Genomic DNA, 19,843 nt, shown 5'->3' on the forward strand with positions numbered 1-19,843 from the left:
CGAGGCATAACCCATGGCAAAAGAAATATTATTGGTTGCTGAAGCCGTCTCCAATGAGAAAGCGGTTCCAAAAGAAAAGATTTTTGAAGCGTTAGAGTTCGCATTAGCGACTGCAACAAAGAAAAAACACGATGGTGAAATTGACGTTCGCGTATCAATTGACCGTAAAACAGGTAATTACGATACATTCCGTCGCTGGAAAATCGCTCCTGTGCAAGAAGATGGTTCACTTGAGCACCCGTATAGCGAAATCACGCTTGAAGCGGCACAAGTTGAAGACCCTGAATTGCAAATGGGTGATTACGTAGAAGAACAAATTGAGTCAATTAAGTTTGACCGTATTACAACACAAATGGCTAAGCAAGTTATCGTACAAAAAGTACGTGAAGCTGAGCGTGCACTTGTTGTTGAAGAATACAAAGACCAACAAGGTGAGTTAGTAACGGGTGTTGTTAAAAAAGCAACGCGTGATGCTATCGTACTTGACCTTGGTAACAATGCAGAAGCGGTTATTTACCGTGACGACATGCTACCGCGTGAAAACTTCCGTCCGGGCGACCGTATTCGTGGTCTTCTTTACGAAGTTAAACCTGAAGCGCGTGGCGCACAGTTATTCGTAACGCGTTCTAAGCCTGAAATGCTCATGGAGCTATTCCGCATTGAGGTGCCAGAAATTGGCGAAGAAATGATTGAATTACGTGCAGCAGCGCGTGATCCAGGTTCACGTGCGAAAATCGCTGTTAAGTCAAATGACAAACGTATTGACCCAGTAGGTGCCTGTGTAGGTATGCGTGGTGCGCGTGTTCAAGCGGTGTCTACTGAACTTGGTGGCGAGCGTGTTGATATCGTACTTTACGATGATAACCCAGCGCAATTCGTTATTAACGCGATGGCACCTGCTGAGGTAGCATCTATCGTGATGGACGAAGACACGCACTCAATGGATATCGCTGTTGAAGCTGATAACCTAGCGCAAGCAATTGGTCGAAATGGTCAAAACGTTCGTCTTGCTAGCCAGTTAACTGGCTGGGAATTAAACGTAATGACGGTTGATGAAATGCGTGCGAAAAATGAAGCTGAGTCAGACAAGTTAATCAACTTATTTACTGAGTACCTAGATATCGATGATGAGTTTGCAACATTACTAATCAACGAAGGTTTCTCAACCCTTGAAGAAGTTGCTTACGTACCAGCATCAGAGTTTTTAGAAATTGATGGCTTAGACGAAGAAACAGTTGATGTTTTACGTTCACGTGCGAAAGACGCACTGACAACCAAAGCACTTAAAACTGAAGAAAGCCTAGAAGGTGCAGAACCTGCAGAGGACTTATTAGCCCTTGAAGGTTTAGAGCGTCACCTTGCATTCGTTATGGCAAGTAAAGGTGTTATAACATTAGAAGATTTAGCCGAGCAAGGTATCGACGAGTTAGTTGATATCACTGAGCTTTCAGAAGAAGAAGCTGGCAAACTAATTATGGCTGCGCGTAACATTTGTTGGTTCGCAGACGAGTAATTTATTAACGGAGGTATTACACACTATGGCAGAAGTAAATGTTGAAAAACTAGCCGGAGATATTGGTACAACTGTTGATAAGTTACTACAGCAGCTTGAGCAAGCCGGTATTTCTAAAAAAGCAGGTGATATGGTGAGCGAGGCTGAAAAGTCAACGTTACTTGACCACCTTAGCAAGCAGCATGGCGGCACGGGCTCGGAAGGCCCTGCTCGCATGACTTTGCAACGTAAAAGCAAGAGCACACTGAGTGTGACTGGCTCTACAGGTAAAGCAAAGTCTGTACAAGTAGAAGTACGTAAAACACGTACTTATGTTAAGAAAAGCGCCATTGAGCAACAGCAAGAAGAAGAGCGTTTAGCTGCAGAAGAAGCTGCACGTAAAGCAGCAGAGCTTAAAGCCCAGCAAGAAGCTGAGGAGCTAAAAGCGAAACAAGAGGCAGAACGTAAAGCGAAAGAAGAAGCTGAGCGTAAAGCCAAAGAAGAGGCTAAACGCAAAGCTGAAGCTGAGCGTAAAGCGAAACAGAAGCAGATGACCCCAGAACAAAGTGCTAAGTCTGAAAAAGATCGCGCCGAAGCTGAGCGTCTGCAAAAAGAAGCAGAAGAGGCCGCATTGAGAAAAGCTGAAGAAGAAGCGAAACGTCAAGCAGAAGAGGCAAGAAAGCTAGCTGAAGAAAATGAAGCTCGCTGGAAGAAAGAAGAAGAAGAGCGTAAGCAGCGTGAAGAAAGCGCTGATCACCACCTTACGACTTCAACTTATGCACGTGAAGCAGAAGATGAGTCTGATGCTCGTGAAGAGCAAACTGCTCGCCGTGCTAAGAAAAAGAAAAAAGGTCCAGCAAAAGAAAAATTTGTTGCACCTAAAGGTAAAAAAGGCAAGCTTAAAGCGCCTACATCGTTACAGCATGGTTTCCAAAAACCAACCGCAGACGTTAAAAATGAAGTTCGTATCAGTGAAACTATCACTGTTGCTGAACTTGCATCGCGTATGGCTGTTAAAGGTGCCGAAGTTGTTAAAACAATGATGAAAATGGGTGACATGGTTACCATCAACCAAGTGATCGACCAAGAAACAGCACAGCTTGTTGCTGAAGAAATGGGACATAAGGTTATCATTGTTAAAGAAAATGAATTAGAAGAGAAAGTGCTAAACGACCGTAACGAAGAAGGCAAAGCGCTTCCTCGTGCGCCGGTTGTGACAGTAATGGGTCACGTTGACCATGGTAAAACGTCAACACTTGACTACATTCGTTCAGCGAAAGTGGCATCAGGTGAAGCGGGTGGTATCACTCAGCACATTGGTGCTTATCATGTTGAAACAAATGGCAACATGATCACGTTCTTAGACACACCAGGTCACGCCGCATTTACCTCAATGCGTGCTCGTGGTGCAAAAGCCACTGATATCGTAATCCTTGTTGTTGCAGCAGATGATGGTGTAATGCCACAAACTAAAGAAGCGGTTCAGCATGCGCGTGCAGCTGGTGTGCCTCTAATCATTGCTGTAAACAAAATGGACAAAGAAGGCGCAGATCCAGATCGCGTTAAAAACGAATTAGCACAGCTAGACGTTATTCCTGAAGAGTGGGGTGGCGACACGCAATTCGTCCATATCTCTGCAAAAACAGGTTTAGGCATTGATGACTTACTTGAAGCGGTATTAATGCAAGCTGAGATCTTAGAACTAACTGCACCATCAGAAGGGATGGCTGCGGGTGTTGTAATCGAATCACGCTTAGATAAAGGCCGTGGTCCAGTTGCATCTATCTTAGTTCAGTCTGGTACGCTTAACCAAGGCGATATCGTACTATGTGGCCTTGAATACGGCCGTGTACGTGCAATGAAAGATGAGAACGGTAAAGACATTAAGTCTGCTGGCCCATCTATTCCTGTAGAGATTCTAGGTCTTTCTGGTATCCCTGCTGCAGGTGATGAAGCAACGGTGGTTAAAGACGAGCGTAAAGCCCGTGAAGTTGCTTTATATCGTCAAGGTAAGTTCCGTGAAGTGAAACTAGCGCGTCAACAAAAAGCGAAGCTTGAAAACATGTTTACTAACATGACTGAAGGCGATGTTTCTGAAGTTAACGTGGTACTTAAAGCGGACGTACAAGGTTCAATTGAAGCAATTGCTGATTCATTAACTAAACTATCTACTGATGAAGTTAAAGTGAAGATTGTTGGTTCAGGCGTAGGTGGTATCACCGAAACTGACGCAACACTTGCAGCAGCCTCTAATGCAATCGTTGTAGGCTTTAACGTTCGTGCCGATGCATCAGCACGTAAAGTGATTGAATCAGAAAACCTAGACCTACGTTACTACAGCGTAATCTACAGCCTGATCGAAGAAGTTAAACAAGCCATGTCTGGTATGCTTGCACCAGAATTTAAGCAAGAGATCATTGGTCTTGCTGAAGTTCGTGACGTGTTTAAGTCACCTAAGATTGGTGCTATCGCAGGTTGTATGGTGACCGAAGGTATCGTTAAGCGTAGCGCACCTATCCGTGTACTTCGTGATAACGTGGTTATCTATGAAGGTGAGCTTGAATCATTACGTCGCTTTAAAGATGACGTAGCTGAAGTTCGTAACGGTATGGAATGTGGTATCGGCGTTAAGAACTATAACGATGTTAAAGTTGGCGACCAAATCGAGGTGTTCGAGACGGTTGAAGTACAACGTTCACTTTAATTTCGTCTAAGTCACTATTATAAATGGGGGCTAAGCCCCCATTTGTGTATTCGTAATTAAATTAACTTATTTATATACATCAATAAGTTATAATTTTAGAGTGAAGTATAATGAGAGAATTTTCTCGCACTGATCGTGTTGCACAGCAAATTCAAAAAGAGATTGCTGTTATTCTTCAACGCGAAATTAAAGACCCGCGCTTAGGTATGGTAACGGTGTCTGCAGTTGAGGTATCTCGCGATCTTTCGTACGCAAAAGTATTTATTACAGTATTCAATACTGATGATGAAGATAAAGCCAAGCAGAGCGCTAAAATCCTGAATGAAGCAACGGGTTATATTCGTTCTTTATTAGGTAAACGCATTCGTGCGCGCATTATGCCAGAGTTACGTTTTGTCATTGATAACTCACTGATGGAAGGTATGCGTATTTCAAATTTAGTGGACTCGGTTATTCGTGAAGATAATGCAAAGCATGTCAACGAAGATGATAGCGAAGAAGGCACTAAAGACTAATGGCTAGACGCAGTAAAGGCCGTGCAATTGACGGCATTTTATTACTTAACAAGCCGAAAGGTATCTCGTCTAATAAAGCATTGCAGCAAGCAAAGGGCATTTACTTTGCACAGAAGGCCGGGCACACCGGCGCGCTCGATCCGCTTGCAACAGGCATGCTGCCGATTTGTTTTGGTGAAGCAACTAAGTTTACCCAGTTTTTGTTAGACACGGACAAAACGTATGTCGTACGCGCTAAACTTGGGGAACGTACAACCACCTCAGATTCGGATGGCGAAGTTGTTGAAACGCGTCCAGTAGCGGTAACTCGTGCTCAACTCGAGCAAAAGATCGCAAGTTTTTTAGGTGAGTCGGACCAATACCCATCAATGTACTCAGCATTAAAATATCAAGGCCAGCCTTTATATAAATATGCACGCGAGGGCATTGAGGTACCGCGTAAATGCCGAAAAATTAATGTGTTTAGTTTAACGCTTGATGAGTTTGATGAAGCAAATAACGAAGTGCAAATGACCGCCCATGTATCGAAAGGGACGTATATTCGCACTATTGTGGATGACCTTGGTGAAAAGTTAGGGTGTGGCGCACACGTTATTATGTTGCACCGAAGTGCTGTTGGTCATTATCCGAGTGATAAAATGGTGACGCTTGAGCAACTTGAAGAAAAATTGCAACAAGCTAAAGCCGATGACGTTGCACCGTCTACTTATTTAGATGCGCTTTTGTTACCCATGGATACCGCGTTGGTTGACTTACCTGTGATTGAAATTAGTAAAGAACAAGGTATGGCATTTAGCCATGGTCAAACCGTGGTGATTGGTAAGCCCGTGCCTGATGGTGTGGTGAAAGTAATGGCTGATGGTATATTCATTGGCACAGGCGAGCGTCATAAAGACGGTCACCTAAAATCAAAGCGTGGTTTATCGAATCAACTGCCTGAGTAAAGATTACCTTGTAGTTATTGCTAAAGCTGGTAGAATACGCCCGCTCAATCGTTTTGGCTGAATTAGTGATCGGCTAAGACACAATTTAAATTAATTTTTGGAGTTACTATGTCACTAAGCAATCAAGAAAAAGTTGAAATCATTGCTAAATTTGCACGCGCTGAAGGCGACACTGGTTCACCTGAAGTACAAGTTGCACTTCTAACGTTCGATATCAACAAGCTTCAAGGTCACTTTGCTGATCACAAGCACGATTTCCACTCACGTCGTGGTCTTCTTCGCAAAGTAAGCCAACGCCGTAAACTGCTTGATTACCTTAAAGGTAAAGACATTGCACGTTACACTGCGTTAATCCAAGAGCTTGGCCTACGTCGCTAAGAACTAGATTACGAGAAAAGGGGCTATATAGCCCCTTTTTTTGTGCGCGTATGAAAGGTATACTAGCGCACAACTTAGTAGCACAGGTTGCTAAGTGTTTGAAAAATCATCATTGCCAATTGTAGTACTTAATTGATTTTACTTAAGGTTAATTAAGTACTGTAATTGGTACTTTGATGGACTATTTTTACCAATTCAGAGATGCAGCCTACGGGCTAATTTTTCTGAGTTGCTTCTACATTTAAAGGACATTTTTAAGTGCAAGCAATTATTAAAGAATTTCAACTAGGTCAACACACTGTGACACTAGAAACAGGTGCTATCGCTCGTCAAGCTGACGGCGCTGTACTTGCAAGCATTGGCGACACTTCAGTACTTGTTACTGTTGTTGGTAAGCGTGATGCACAACCAGGCCAAGACTTTTTCCCACTAACAGTTAACTACCAAGAGCGTATGTACGCAGCGGGTCGTATCCCAGGTGGTTTCCTTAAGCGTGAAGGTCGCCCTAACGATGGCGAAACACTTATTGCACGTTTAATTGACCGTCCAATTCGTCCACTTTTCCCGAATGGCTTCGTAAATGAAGTACAAGTTATCGCGACAGTTGTTTCTGTAAACCCTGAAATCCAACCTGATATGGTTGCAATGATTGGTACATCAGCAGCGCTTGCAATTTCTGGTATTCCATTTAATGGTCCTATCGGTGCATCACGTGTTGGTTTCATCAACGGCGAATACGTTCTAAACCCAACGTTAAAAGAACTTGAAGAAAGCCAACTTGATTTAGTGGTTGCGGGCACAGACAACGCGGTATTAATGGTTGAGTCTGAAGCGAACGTGCTATCTGAAGATGTTATGTTAGGCGCTGTTGTATATGGTCATGAGCAATCTCAGGCTATCATCAACGCAATCAATGAGTTCAAAGCAGAAGCGGGCAAGCCTACATGGGATTGGACTGCACCAGAAAAGAACGTTGCACTTGAAGAGAAAGTAGCTGAACTTGCTGCTGATAAAGTGGGTGAAGCATACCGCATCACTGACAAAGTAGCGCGTAAAGAAGCGTTAGGCGCAGCTAAAGACGCTGTTATTGAAGCGCTTTCTGCTGAGCTTGCTGAAGACGAAACACTTGATACTCAAGAAGTAAGTAAAGTATTTGGTTCTTTAGAGAAGAAAATTGTTCGTGGCCGTATCACTGCCGGTGAAAAACGTATCGATGGTCGTGAACCAGATATGATCCGTGCACTAGACGTAATGACGGGTGTATTACCGCGTACTCACGGTTCTGCTATCTTCACACGTGGTGAAACACAAGCACTTGTTACTGCAACGCTTGGTACAGAACGTGATTCACAGTTAATTGATGATTTAACGGGCACGCACAAAAACCACTTCATGCTTAACTACAATTTCCCTCCGTTCTGCGTAGGTGAAACAGGTTTTGTTGGTTCACCTAAGCGTCGTGAAATCGGCCACGGTAACTTAGCTAAGCGTGGTATCCAAGCTGTAATGCCAACACTAACTGAGTTCCCTTACTCAATCCGTGTTGTATCTGAGATCACCGAGTCTAACGGTTCATCTTCAATGGCGTCTGTATGTGGTACTTCTCTTGCGTTAATGAACGCGGGTGTGCCTATTAAAGCCTCTGTTGCAGGTATTGCGATGGGTCTTGTTAAAGAAGAAGAAAACTTTGTTGTTCTTTCTGACATCTTAGGTGATGAAGATCACTTAGGTGACATGGACTTTAAAGTTGCGGGTACTTCAGACGGTATCACTGCACTTCAAATGGATATCAAAATCGAAGGTATCACACAAGAAATCATGCAAATCGCGCTTAAACAAGCAAAAGCTGCACGTTTACACATCTTAGGTGTAATGGACGAAGCGATTTCTGCTCCTTCTGAAGAGTTATCTCAGTTCGCTCCACGTATCTACACGATGCAAATTCCGGCGAAGAAAATTGCTGAAGTAATTGGTAAAGGTGGCGCAACGATTCGTCAACTTACTGAAGAAACAGGCACAACGATTGAAATCGAAGACGATGGTACAATCAAAATTGCAGCAACTGACGGCATTAGCGCAAATAATGCAATCAAGCGCATTGAGCAATTAACAGCAGAACTTGAAGTAGGCACAATCTACACAGGTAAAGTTGTTCGTATCGTTGATTTTGGTGCATTCGTTAATATCCTTCCGGGTAAAGATGGCCTAGTGCATATTTCTCAAATCAGCACTGAGCGCGTAAACAACGTTACTGATCACTTAAGCGAAGGCCAAGAAGTACAAGTAAAAGTACTTGAGGTTGACCGCCAAGGTCGCGTACGTTTAAGTATCAAAGAAGCGATGGCACCGGCTGCTGAAGAAACAGCAGAAGCGCCTAAAGACGCTGAATAAGGTTTGATTTTCCAGTAATTTACTGGATACAAGAAAAAGGGGCTGTTTAGCCCCTTTTTTTATGCTTTAATGAAACTCAATCGCTTCAACTTTGTCTACAGAGAATTCAGGTATTAAGGACTTTAATGATTTTTAAACACTTAGCATTGACAGCTGTGGCTATTTTTTCTTTAAGTGCATGTCAAACAACTTCTCAGCCTGAGTCAGTCCCTATTGTTAATGTGCCGTTCACCGCACCATTAGCGTCTGATTTTCGAAATGAAATTACCATAGCCCGTTATTCAGAGCTGCTTAATCGCACCGATTTAAGTGCAGAACAACAAGCAAAACTTTATTATGATCGCGGTGTGTTATTTGACAGTTTGGGCATGTCGACATTAGCGCGTATAGACTTTAATCGGGCCATTAAACTAAAGCCTGATTTAGCAGAAGTGTATAACTTTTTAGGTATTCATCACACGCTTATGCAACAGTATGAGCAGGCGTATGAGCTTTTTGACTCGGCGCTGGAACTCAATGAACAGCATGAATATGCTTATTTAAACCGCGGGATAGCGTTGTATTATGGAAATCGTCCATTATTAGCGCAAGACGACTTACAGCAGTTTTTAGACCGCTCACCCAGTGACCCTTATCGTGTTTTATGGCTTTACCTAGCACAAGCAGACGCTGACAAGCAGCAAGCGCTGATTGATTTAAAAGCCAATTCACAAGGGGTTGACGAATCCCAATGGGGTTATCAATTACTTGCATTGTATTTAGGCGAAATCAGTGAGTTTGAATTCTTATCAGGTATTATTGAAGGGGTTACTTCTGAGCAAGAGTATGCGCATCGTTTATGCGAGGCGTATTTCTATCTAGCTAAATTACATCAAGCAGCAGGTAATGATTACATTGCGGCTGATTATTTTAGGCTTGCTCTTGCAACAAATGTGCATGAGTTTGTTGAATATAAATATGCGCGTCTAGAGCTTGAGTTAATGGCTGGTGAAGACGCGAGCTAATGTTTACCTGATAGGCGGGTTATTACTGAGCTTGAGCACTCTCTCAAGCTCGGTATCTGACTTCACGCCTTCGTATCTTTATTATTTTAATAAAACCCCAACACGTGCTGTGGCCATTTTCTATTTGGCTCCCACTGTTGTGAGTTCAAACCTTACCCTTGTTGATAATGTTCAATTACGGCAACTCGCTGAACTAGGTGAGTTAGATGCTCATTACCAACTCGCATTACGCTTTCTACAACAAGGTAACCCTGCGGCAGCTAAGCTGTGGTGGCAATCCGAGTTTGATAATTATGCTGTGGACCAGCAACAAGCCTTAGCAGACAACTTGATTGCTCAGCAGCAGTGGCAGTCAATTGAATGGTTGTGGCAAACGAATCGTTTGCCACAAGGCGATGCGAGGCAAGCTTGGTTGTTACGCCAGCGCTCGGATGCAGAGTATATAAAGGCCGATTTTGCAAAACGTCACAATTTTTCATTGTCATTACACACAGTGAGTGTCATGCCACAGTGTAAATTTAATGTGTTGATGTTGACTGATCATCATGCAGGAATTAATGCACTGAAATCATTTAAACGTTTTTACCAAGCTAAACCAGAGCCAGAGAAGAATAGTTTTTGCTTTAGTGAAATTGTCTACGTTGGCGATCAGTTTTCTTGCCGTAATCATGATATGGCAGTTCAGTGTAATTGGGAAAACGCTGTTGCATACAATTGGCCTGCAGGCTTTGACTTTATCGTAATGATGTCAGAGTCGGGCGCGGCAAATGTGGTTGGGGGGATTATGCATATTAATTCTCAACAGAGCTATCAAGTGTTTTTGCATGAGCTAATGCACTTTAATGGTTTTGAGGATGAATACCCACTTCCAGAGAAAAAACAGCAGTGGTTGTGTAAACAGCAGGGTAAAGTGGCGCCTAATTTATTCATTGCCAATGATGTATTGCCACCAAGTGGTTGGCAGAAGAGCCGCGCATGCAAGAATTCAATGGCGTATAAACCCAGTCCTAATTGGTCAATTATGCAATACCAAACAATGGCGTTATCACAGCAATACAGACAACTTTGGCAAAAACAAATTAACCAGCCCTTAACAAAGCCGATAAGGTTTATTGATTACTTCACGTTTTTAGGTGTAAAGCCAACGATAACAACAACTTCAAGCTTGGATAAATTTTCTGACTAATCGTAGAATTATTGCTATTTTAACACACAAAGCGGTTAAAAAATGTGCAAATAGGCTGCTCTCCTATAGACAAAATAGCACCTGATCAGTATAACTATACGCACTGTAAGCTTTTTTTGAAGCCAACTTTTAACCATCCAAATGAACAGTACGCACCTAACTATAACTAGCAGCGGTATTGATATTCTTATGACACAAAAAGGCTCCTTATTATGACTTTGCTCTGGATACCCCTGTTATCCTTAATCGGCAGTGTTATTTCATCCTGCACTTCAAAACTAACGCGAAATCAAAGTACGGCTTTGACCATGTTAGCGCCTTTGATTGCCCTTGGAATTGTATTCTCGTTTACGCCTGCGGTTTTTTCTGGCGAAATAATCCGTTATAGCGCGGACTGGATCCCGCTACTCAACATGCAAGTTTCATTTAGGCTTGACGGCCTAACCTTGCTGTTTCTGTATATGATATTAGGCATTGGTGTCTTGGTCATATTCTATGCTCGCTATTACCTGAGCAAAGATGACTCTTTACCGAAGTTGTACTGCTATCTAATGCTATTCATGACAGCCATGGTTGGCATTGTTATGTCAAATAACGTGATTCAATTATGGCTATTTTGGGAGCTAACCAGCATTAGCTCGTTTTTACTAATTAGCTATTGGTGGGATAAGTCAGAAGCACGTAAAGGTGCGCGCATGGCATTGGCAATTACTGGTGCAGGTGGTTTAGCGTTATTAGCGGGTTTATTACTCATCGGCGATATTGTTGGTAGTTATAATTTAGATGTTATTTTAGCCAGTAAGACACTGATTCAATCGCATGATTTATATGAAGTGGCATTGGTACTTGTGCTGTTGGGGGCGTTTACTAAATCGGCGCAATTCCCATTCCATTTTTGGTTACCGCATGCCATGGCAGCGCCAACACCTGTGAGTGCGTATTTACACTCGGCAACCATGGTTAAAGCAGGGATCTTTTTACTCGCCCGTTTTTATCCTGCCTTATCAGGAACCGATACGTGGTTTATTTTGGTTGCTATGACAGGGTTATCAACGTTGCTTGTTGGTGCTTACGTTGCGCTCTTTAAGCATGATCTAAAAGGGCTGCTTGCCTACTCAACAATTAGTCATTTGGGCCTTATTACCTTATTGCTTGGTTTAGATACAGAGCTTGCGACTGTGGCCGCTATTTTTCATATTATTAACCATGCGACATTTAAAGCGTCTTTATTTATGGCCACCGGTATTATTGACCATGAAACGGGCACACGCGATATGCGTAAACTCAATGGTATGTGGCATTTTATGCCATATACCGCCACATTAGCAATGGTCGCAGCAGCGGCAATGGCGGGTGTGCCACTACTGAACGGCTTTTTATCGAAAGAGATGTTTTTTGCAGAAACACTGCATCAACAAGTGCTTGGTTCAATGTCATGGTTAATCCCTGTTTTAGCGACCGTTGCAGGTGCGCTCTCAGTCGCTTATTCGGCGCGATTTATTCATGATGTCTTTTTTAATGGTGACCCAATTGATTTGCCAAAAACGCCTCATGAACCGCCGCGCTATATGCGAGTACCAATCGAAATATTAGTCGTAGTGTGCATATTAGTCGGTATGTTCCCGCATTTTGCGGTCAGCGATATTTTGGCTTCAGCGTCATTTGCCGTTTTAGGTGATGCGGCGCCAGCCTATAAGTTGTCTGTTTGGCATGGTTTAAACCTTCCGCTGTTAATGAGCTTTATTGCGACCTGTTGCGGTATCATCATTTATGTGCAGCGCAAACACCTGTTCCATTTCCAAGCATCGCTCCCCACGCTGAATGCTAAAAAAGGATTCGACCTTGGCTTGTACAGTGTTATTAAGTGGTCGCAACAGAAAGTTAATCGTATCGAAAATGGCTCGCTGCAACGCTATGCTTTTGTGATGATTGCGGTGGTTCTTTTATGTGCAGGTTGGCCACTGTTTGAAATGCGCCAACTAGCAGGGGCAAGTGAACTAACGCCGATTGATTTTCATAATGCGATAGGGGCTGGCTTATTAATTATTGGTGCGCTGGCAACTGTTATTTGGCATCGCTCTCGTATGATTTCACTGATCATGATTTCAATCGTGGGCTTAATGGTATCGGTCGCATTTACTCGATTCTCGGCACCTGACTTAGCATTAACTCAATTAACGGTTGAAGTAGTGACTGTTATTCTACTGATGCTTGCGCTGTTTTTCTTACCACAGCGCACACCAAAAGAATCAAGCTCATTACGCATGTTACGTGACCTAGGTATATCCTCTGCATTTGGTGTTGTTATAGCAAGTATCTGTTATGCACTCCTAACTAGACCGCTTGAGTCTATTTCAGACTTTTTTGTGGCAAATGCAAAAACAGGCGGTGGGGGAACCAACGTTGTAAATGTGATCCTTGTTGATTTTAGGGGATTCGATACATTAGGTGAAATCACCGTGTTAGGTATCGCTGCACTGGGTATTTATAAACTATTAATTAACTTGCCATTATTTATGCCAGCAAGTGACAGTGAAGGGCGACCTTGGGCACGTGAACGATACCCCATTTTACTTGCCAGTATTTCACAAAGCTTATTACCGCTTGCGTTATTGGTGTCTGCGTACATTTTCTTGCGTGGTCATAACTTACCAGGAGGCGGTTTTATAGCGGGGTTAGTGACTGCGATTGCCTTTATTTTGCAATATATGGCTAACGGTTCTAACTGGATTGCGGCACGTTTTGATGTGAATTACCGTAAGATTATCGCTTCCGGTATTGCCATAGCCTTATTCACGGGGTTAGGAAGTTGGGTGTTTGGGCGTCCATTCTTAACAACATGGTTTGATTATTTTGATATACCGCTAGTCGGCAAGACAGAACTTGCCAGTGCTATCATGTTTGATTTAGGTGTGTATTTAACTGTTGTAGGTGCAACGCTGATGATTTTAGCAAGTTTAGGAAAACTCACTGCTGATACACCCAAGCAAGAGGTAAATATTTAATGGAAGTATTGTACGCATCATGCGTGGGCGTGCTTGTCGCGTGTGGAATTTACTTAATTTTAAGAGCACGAACCTTTCCGGTGGTGCTTGGTTTAACCATGTTATCGTACGCGGTAAACCTATTTTTATTCTCATCAGGCCGTTTAACAATCAATAAAGCGGCTGTGCTTGGCAGTGGCAGTGAATATGCCGATCCGTTACCGCAAGCGTTAGTATTAACGGCCATTGTTATTGGCTTTGCAATGACGGCATTTGTGGTGATTTTATCTATTCGTGGTCGCGCAGATTTAGGTAACGACCATGTAGACGGACACCTGGTTAAATCGTCGAAGGAGCAAAAATGATCCAGCATTTAGCTTCATTGCCTATTTTAATCCCTATGCTAACAGGCGTTATACTTTTAATGCCGCCCTGTGGGAAAAACCTCTATATTCGCCGTGTTATGTCGGTGATTATGGCTGTGATCACCGTGCTCATTAGCGCTGGTTTATTAGTGTATGTGAATGATACTACGCCACTTGTGTATGCTATTGGCGATTGGTCAGCACCGTTTGGCATTGTATTAGTGGCCGACAGATTAGCGACATTGTTAGTGCTTTTAACCAGTTTACTGGGGGCTGTTGTTGTACTTTATAGCTGTGCCGGAGATGACAAAAAAGGCAGTTTTTTCCACCCATTAGTGCACTTTTTGATCTTAGGTGTGAATGGCGCGTTCTTAACGGGAGATGTCTTTAACCTGTTCGTCTTTTTTGAAGTATTGCTCATCGCTTCATACTCATTATTAATGCATGCTGGCGACAAACACAACACCCGAGCTGCGTTGCAATATGTGATTTTAAATTTAATTGGTTCAAGCGTGTTCCTGATAGCATTAGGCGTGCTCTACGGTGTACTAGGCACATTGAATATTGCTGATTTAGCCCAAAAAGTGCCTTTGCTTACAGGGGATGATGTTTATTTAGCAAAAGTAGGTGGTTTGTTGCTTATTGTCGTGTTTGCGTTAAAAGGTGCGTTATTACCGCTGCACCTATGGCTGCCGAACACCTACGCAAGCGCATTACCGGTTGTGGCTGCACTCTTTGCTATTATGACTAAAGTGGGTGTATACGCCATGCTGCGTGTATACACCGTTATTTTTGGTGATAATGCAGGCGAGCTTGCGCACATGGCTCAACCGTGGTTATGGGGTTTAGCACTTGCTACCATTGTAATGGGGGCCATTGGTGTCCTTGCCAGCCAAGACTTTAGAAAACTGGTGGCCAACTTAGTCATCGTATCAGTCGGTACGTTAGTGGCACTTGTTGCGCTTCAAAATGTAGCGGCAACTGCGGCATTACTCTATTACTTAGTGCATTCGACTATCGTGTGCGCCGTGTTGTTTTTACTTGCTGACTTGGTCGCGCTTCAGCGTGGTAAAGTTGCAGACCGTTTAGTTGCAGGACGCGCTGTCGCTCAGCCGTTTTTGTTGGGGATTAGTTTTGTGATAGCCGCACTTACAGTTGTGGGTATGCCACCGCTGTCGGGCTTTGTGGGTAAAATTTGGATTTTAAAGAGTACCCTAGATAGCGAAAAAGCCATGTTATTTTGGCCTATTTACCTTTTAGCGAGTTTGGCTGTTTTGGTGGCTATTTCTCGTGCAGGTACAAGCTTGTTTTGGGATCATAAACACAAAGACAGCGATGCAATAAAAGGCGTCAATGCACACCCACTGAAAGTAATTGCATTAATGACGCTATTAATTTGCTCGCCGTTGATGGTTATTTTTGCTGGGCCAGTGTCTGAATTTATGTTGGCGACCTCAGAGCAACTGTTCGACATAAACAGTGGTATCAATGATGTTTTACATGGAGGCCAGTAAATGCGGTTAGAAGCTCGTTTTCGTTGGCTACCTACGCCATTTCGCAGCGTATTATTATTTATTGTGTGGCTGCTATTAAATAATAGCGTGTCACCTGGGCACCTATTGTTGGCTGCTTTCTTTGCTATCACGATCCCGTGGATTACTTTTCCATTTCGTGACCCGCAACCGTTAATTGTAAGACCGGGGCTGGCATTTAGACATTTATTGTTAGTTTTATACGATATTGTCACAGCCAATTTGCAAGTTGCACTTTTAATTTTGGGACCAACTAAAAAGTTGCGTCCGGGGTTTGTTAAAGTGCCTCTCGATTTAAGTCATGAAATGCCAATCACAATTTTGGCAAGCACCGTGTCGCTAACCCCAGGTACGGTAAGTGCTGAGGTGTATCCTATTCCTGAATCACTTGCGGAAGGGGAAGAAGTACAGCAACGCTATTTGTTAATTCATGTCTTGGACTTAGCAGATGAACAGGTGTTAATTAATACGATTAAGCAGCGCTACGAAGCACCGCTTAAGGAGATTTTTCGATGCTAGACACGGTTTTTTTAATTGTTTACGCCATGATCGCAATATCGTTATTGCTTAACTTGTGGCGTTTGATTGCAGGGCCATCAGTGCCTGATCGCATTTTGGCTCTTGATACTATGTTTATCAACACCATCGCATTGATTATTCTGTATGGGATGAGCATGGATACAGGGCTTTATTTTGAAGCGGCTTTACTTATCGCCATGTTGGGCTTTGTGAGCACCGTCGCTGTATGTAAGTACCTGCTACGCGGCGATATTATTGAATAAGGTAACAGATGATGAGTGAGTGGATTGTATCAATCTTATTATTAATTGGTGGTTGCTTTATTTTAATAGGCTCAATAGGGTTAGTTAAAATGCCTGATTTTTTCATGCGTTTACATGGGCCAACGAAAGCAACAACATTAGGTATGGCATCGTTACTCATTGCTGCCATGGTTTATTTTACTTACACCCACGATGGCGTGAGCGTAAAAGAAATTTTAATTTCTATCTTTTTATTAATTACCGCACCTATCAGTGGCTACATGCTCATTAAGTCGGCAATACATCATAAGCTACGGGCTAAAGAAGGCACGAAGGGCTTAGATAATATTGAAGACGATTAATATCTGAGCACACAGCATTGTGTGATCTGCGATGGTGGCTTTTATTGCGCTCGTAGATCGCATAAAATGCCCCGTCATTAAGCACACTAGGTAAATATGTCATTATGCGAGTAGCACTTGGAGTAGAGTACAACGGCGCACGTTATAGTGGTTGGCAGCGCCAGTCACATGTTAATAGCGTACAACAAGAAGTAGAAACTGCGTTGTCGCGCATTTGTAATCACCCCGTTGAAATAGTCTGTGCTGGCCGAACTGATGCTGGAGTGCATGGCACTGGGCAAGTCGTGCACTTTGATACACACGCAGAACGTGAAATGGTCGCGTTTACGATGGGCATGAATACCTTACTGCCTAAAGATATTTCGATACGTTTTGCAAAGCCTGTTGATGAAGATTTTCATGCTCGCTTTAGTGCGACGGCGCGTCGATATCGTTACGTGATTTACAATTACACTTATCGTGGCGCAATTATGAGCGAAGGGGTGACGCACTTTCATCACCCACTAGATGAAACTAAAATGCAAGCAGCCTGTCAGTATTTAATAGGTGAGCATGACTTTACTTCGTTTCGCGCACTGCATTGCCAAGCGAATACGGCAAATAGAACGATTCATCACTTGTCTGTAAAACGTCAGGGTGACTATGTCGTTATTGACATTAAAGCCAATGCATTTTTGCACCATATGGTGAGAAATATCACGGGCTGTTTAATGGATATTGGCTTACATAAGCATGAGCCAGTGTGGTTAAAAGAATTACTTGATTTAAAAGAGCGTGCAAAGGCAAGTGCCACTGCAAAAGCGGCGGGACTGTATTTAGTGGACGTGGATTACCCTGAGCATTTTGGTATTCCTAAAACCCCATTAGGACCTTTGTTCTTACCTGATTCAGATAGTTAACTGCGAAAGGCTCACTACTAAGACCAGTTTTTTATATCGTCTGCGGGTAATTCATGTTTTAATTGAAAAAATCTGTCTGCTTATTTCTTGTGTAAATTACTAAGTGGTATTTCACTTTAGCAGACTGCGACACAGAACAGTATTAAGAGAGTTGCAAATGAGTTGGTTAGAAAAAATCTTACCTAAAACGACTAAATCGTCAGGTCGTAAAGAAATCCCTGAAGGGGTTTGGGCTAAGTGTACAGACTGTGATTCAATTTTATATAAAGCAGAATTAGAAAAAGCACTCAATGTATGCCCTAAATGCGATCACCACATGCGTTTAAGTGGTCGTAAGCGTCTTGAAAACTTTTTAGATGACGCTGACCGCCAAGAAATTGGTGCACAGCATGAGCCAAAGGACGTTTTAAAGTTTAAAGACTCTAAAAAGTATTCAGATCGTATCACGCAGGCGCAAAAAGTAAGCGGTGAAAAAGACGCACTTGTTGCAATGAAAGGCCGTTTAAAAGGTATTCCAGTCGCTGCTGTTGCATTTGAGTTCTCATTTATGGGTGGTTCAATGGCGTCGGTTGTAGGTGCACGCTTTGTTGATGCTGTTGACCAATGTTTAGAGCACAACATGCCGCTTATCTGTTTCTCTGCATCGGGCGGTGCGCGTATGCAAGAAGCATTAATGTCATTAATGCAAATGGCTAAAACAAGTGCAGCTTTAGCTAAAATGAGCGAAAAAGGCTTGCCATTTATTTCAGTATTAACAGACCCAACGATGGGCGGTGTATCTGCATCACTTGCCATGTTAGGTGACGTTAATGTCGCTGAGCCAAAAGCATTAATTGGTTTTGCAGGCCCACGCGTTATTGAGCAAACAGTACGTGAAACGCTTCCAGAAGGTTTCCAACGCAGTGAATTCTTGTTAGAGCACGGTGCAATTGACATGATCGTTGACCGTCGTGAAATGCGTGACACCCTTGCTCGCATCCTCGCAAAATTTATGAACTTGCCTTCTACCGAACAAGAGCATAGAGTAGCGTAAATTTCAGCTTAACTGATTACACGCTATGACAGAAATCCTTCCTAGCCAATCATCGAGCCTTGATGATTGGCTTTGTTATTTAGAAAGTATCCACCCTGCAAATATTGAGATGGGCTTAGAGCGCGTTGCACGCGTTGCTAATCAAGTCGATTTACTCAATAGCCCTAGCAAAATTATCCTTATCGCAGGTACGAATGGTAAAGGCACGACTGCGCGTTGTCTTGAAAGCCTTCTTCTGGCGCAAGGCTTTAGTGTTGGTACGTATGCTTCTCCTCATTTAATTCGATATAACGAGCGAGTGCGTATTAACGGACAAGAGCTGGACGATCAATTTCATGTTGATGCGTTTGATATGCTCGAAAAAGGCCGAGGTGACACGTCACTGACTTATTTTGAATATGGCACCTTAGGCGCGTTAGCTATCTTTAAACGCCATGCTGTTGATTACGTGCTGTTAGAAGTCGGGTTAGGTGGACGATACGATGCAACAAATATTGTTACACCGCATGCCTGTGTGATTACTACCATCGACCTTGATCATAAAGAATACCTAGGTGATACACGTGAGCTTGTCGGTTACGATAAAGCCGGTATTTTTCGTAACAATACTCCCGCAGTTGTTGGCGATTTAAATATTCCTCATACGGTTACCGATTACGGTAATGAAATTAACGCGGATATGGTGTTATCTGGCCGTGATTTTACTTTTGCCGAGGACGCTGACGGGTTTAATTGGCAGTATCAGGGAAATAACTGGCGCTTTGCAAAGCCTGCCATCCCTTGTCAAAACGCTGCAACTGCACTGACGTTATTAAGCAAGCTTGCACTTTTACCACGTGAGCAGCAGGTGCGTGAGTGCTTGGCAAATTTAACGGTAGAAGGGCGCTTTCAACAATTAAGCGACACACCACGTGTTTTTACCGATGTTGCACATAATCCTGAGTCAGCACGTTATTTAGCGCGCAAATTAAGCGTGTATAAAGATCAAGGGTTTAAAATTCATGCATTAGTCGCTATGCTTGCAGATAAAGATAAAGTGGCTGCGATGTCGGCCGTGGCAGATGTGGTTGATGAGTGGTCATTAGCGAGCTTAGATTGTTTTCGTGGAGACACAGTTGAAAATCTAGCGAAGGCACTGGCTGAGACACCATCGACAGCACCCAGCACGCATTACCCTAATGTAGAAGCTGCGTTGGATAAAATAGTGCAAACAGTCGATGCGAATACCTTAGTGATTGTGTTTGGTTCGTTTATCACTGTGGCTGCAGCCATTAACTACTTTAAAAAATAGAG

17 protein-coding genes are annotated in these 19,843 nt (G+C 43.0%); all 17 read left to right on the plus strand.

The features are described 5' to 3' along the window. The first annotated feature begins 13 nt into the window (after positions 1–13). The 17 genes from nusA (at position 14) to folC (ending at position 19,841) form a co-directional block, all read left to right on the plus strand. On the plus strand, positions 14–1,513 hold the full coding sequence (gene nusA / locus GZH31_RS05065; protein WP_065978792.1) for a transcription termination factor NusA: 1,500 nt from the start codon (positions 14–16) through the stop codon (positions 1,511–1,513). 25 nt (positions 1,514–1,538) lie between these two features. After that, positions 1,539–4,196, plus strand: coding sequence for a translation initiation factor IF-2 (infB, locus tag GZH31_RS05070; RefSeq protein WP_065978793.1), 2,658 nt, complete (start codon positions 1,539–1,541; stop codon positions 4,194–4,196). 110 nt (positions 4,197–4,306) lie between these two features. Continuing rightward, on the plus strand, positions 4,307–4,711 hold the full coding sequence (gene rbfA, locus GZH31_RS05075) for a 30S ribosome-binding factor RbfA (protein WP_036969898.1): 405 nt from the start codon (positions 4,307–4,309) through the stop codon (positions 4,709–4,711). Then, the gene (gene truB, locus GZH31_RS05080) at positions 4,711–5,655 is read left to right on the plus strand and encodes a tRNA pseudouridine(55) synthase TruB (RefSeq protein ID WP_075593893.1); all 945 of its coding nucleotides are present in this window, start codon (positions 4,711–4,713) and stop codon (positions 5,653–5,655) included. The genes rbfA and truB overlap by 1 nt, the downstream gene beginning before the upstream one ends. 108 nt (positions 5,656–5,763) lie before the next feature. Then, on the plus strand, positions 5,764–6,033 hold the full coding sequence (gene rpsO / locus GZH31_RS05085) for a 30S ribosomal protein S15 (protein ID WP_036969894.1): 270 nt from the start codon (positions 5,764–5,766) through the stop codon (positions 6,031–6,033). 258 nt (positions 6,034–6,291) lie between these two features. After that, the gene (gene pnp / locus GZH31_RS05090) at positions 6,292–8,424 is read left to right on the plus strand and encodes a polyribonucleotide nucleotidyltransferase (RefSeq protein WP_036969884.1); all 2,133 of its coding nucleotides are present in this window, start codon (positions 6,292–6,294) and stop codon (positions 8,422–8,424) included. 125 nt (positions 8,425–8,549) lie between these two features. Then, positions 8,550–9,428, plus strand: coding sequence for a lipoprotein NlpI (gene nlpI, locus GZH31_RS05095; RefSeq protein WP_036969883.1), 879 nt, complete (start codon positions 8,550–8,552; stop codon positions 9,426–9,428). Positions 9,429–9,459: 31 nt separating this feature from the next. After that, positions 9,460–10,614: a hypothetical protein gene (locus GZH31_RS05100; RefSeq protein WP_075593894.1), complete on the plus strand. Its 1,155-nt coding sequence runs from the start codon at positions 9,460–9,462 to the stop codon at positions 10,612–10,614. A 212-nt stretch (positions 10,615–10,826) separates the two neighbouring features. Next, complete coding sequence (locus GZH31_RS05105; RefSeq protein WP_075593895.1) at positions 10,827–13,619, plus strand: monovalent cation/H+ antiporter subunit A; 2,793 nt, start codon at positions 10,827–10,829, stop codon at positions 13,617–13,619. Further along, positions 13,619–13,963 carry a Na+/H+ antiporter subunit C gene (locus GZH31_RS05110; RefSeq protein WP_036969879.1) on the plus strand — a complete coding sequence of 115 codons (345 nt, stop codon included), beginning with the start codon at positions 13,619–13,621 and terminating at the stop codon, positions 13,961–13,963. The genes GZH31_RS05105 and GZH31_RS05110 overlap by 1 nt, the downstream gene beginning before the upstream one ends. Continuing rightward, the gene (locus GZH31_RS05115) at positions 13,960–15,477 is read left to right on the plus strand and encodes a monovalent cation/H+ antiporter subunit D (RefSeq protein ID WP_118844120.1); all 1,518 of its coding nucleotides are present in this window, start codon (positions 13,960–13,962) and stop codon (positions 15,475–15,477) included. Before GZH31_RS05110 ends, GZH31_RS05115 begins: the two co-directional genes overlap by 4 nt. Continuing rightward, positions 15,478–16,014, plus strand: a complete 537-nt coding sequence (locus GZH31_RS05120; RefSeq protein WP_036969871.1) for a Na+/H+ antiporter subunit E — start codon at positions 15,478–15,480, stop codon at positions 16,012–16,014. Next, positions 16,008–16,277 carry a K+/H+ antiporter subunit F gene (locus GZH31_RS05125; RefSeq protein WP_036969869.1) on the plus strand — a complete coding sequence of 90 codons (270 nt, stop codon included), beginning with the start codon at positions 16,008–16,010 and terminating at the stop codon, positions 16,275–16,277. Before GZH31_RS05120 ends, GZH31_RS05125 begins: the two co-directional genes overlap by 7 nt. Before the next feature lie 8 nt (positions 16,278–16,285). After that, the gene (locus GZH31_RS05130) at positions 16,286–16,618 is read left to right on the plus strand and encodes a Na+/H+ antiporter subunit G (protein WP_036969868.1); all 333 of its coding nucleotides are present in this window, start codon (positions 16,286–16,288) and stop codon (positions 16,616–16,618) included. Between the two features lie 104 nt (positions 16,619–16,722). Further along, the gene (gene truA / locus GZH31_RS05135; protein WP_036969860.1) at positions 16,723–17,517 is read left to right on the plus strand and encodes a tRNA pseudouridine(38-40) synthase TruA; all 795 of its coding nucleotides are present in this window, start codon (positions 16,723–16,725) and stop codon (positions 17,515–17,517) included. 157 nt (positions 17,518–17,674) lie between these two features. Continuing rightward, complete coding sequence (accD, locus tag GZH31_RS05140) at positions 17,675–18,550, plus strand: acetyl-CoA carboxylase, carboxyltransferase subunit beta (protein ID WP_036969857.1); 876 nt, start codon at positions 17,675–17,677, stop codon at positions 18,548–18,550. A gap of 25 nt (positions 18,551–18,575) precedes the next feature. Then, on the plus strand, positions 18,576–19,841 hold the full coding sequence (gene folC / locus GZH31_RS05145; protein ID WP_065978798.1) for a bifunctional tetrahydrofolate synthase/dihydrofolate synthase: 1,266 nt from the start codon (positions 18,576–18,578) through the stop codon (positions 19,839–19,841). Positions 19,842–19,843: the final 2 nt, after the last annotated feature.

It is taken from the genome of Pseudoalteromonas sp. JSTW (assembly GCF_013423925.1).
GTDB lineage: Bacteria > Pseudomonadota > Gammaproteobacteria > Enterobacterales > Alteromonadaceae > Pseudoalteromonas > Pseudoalteromonas lipolytica.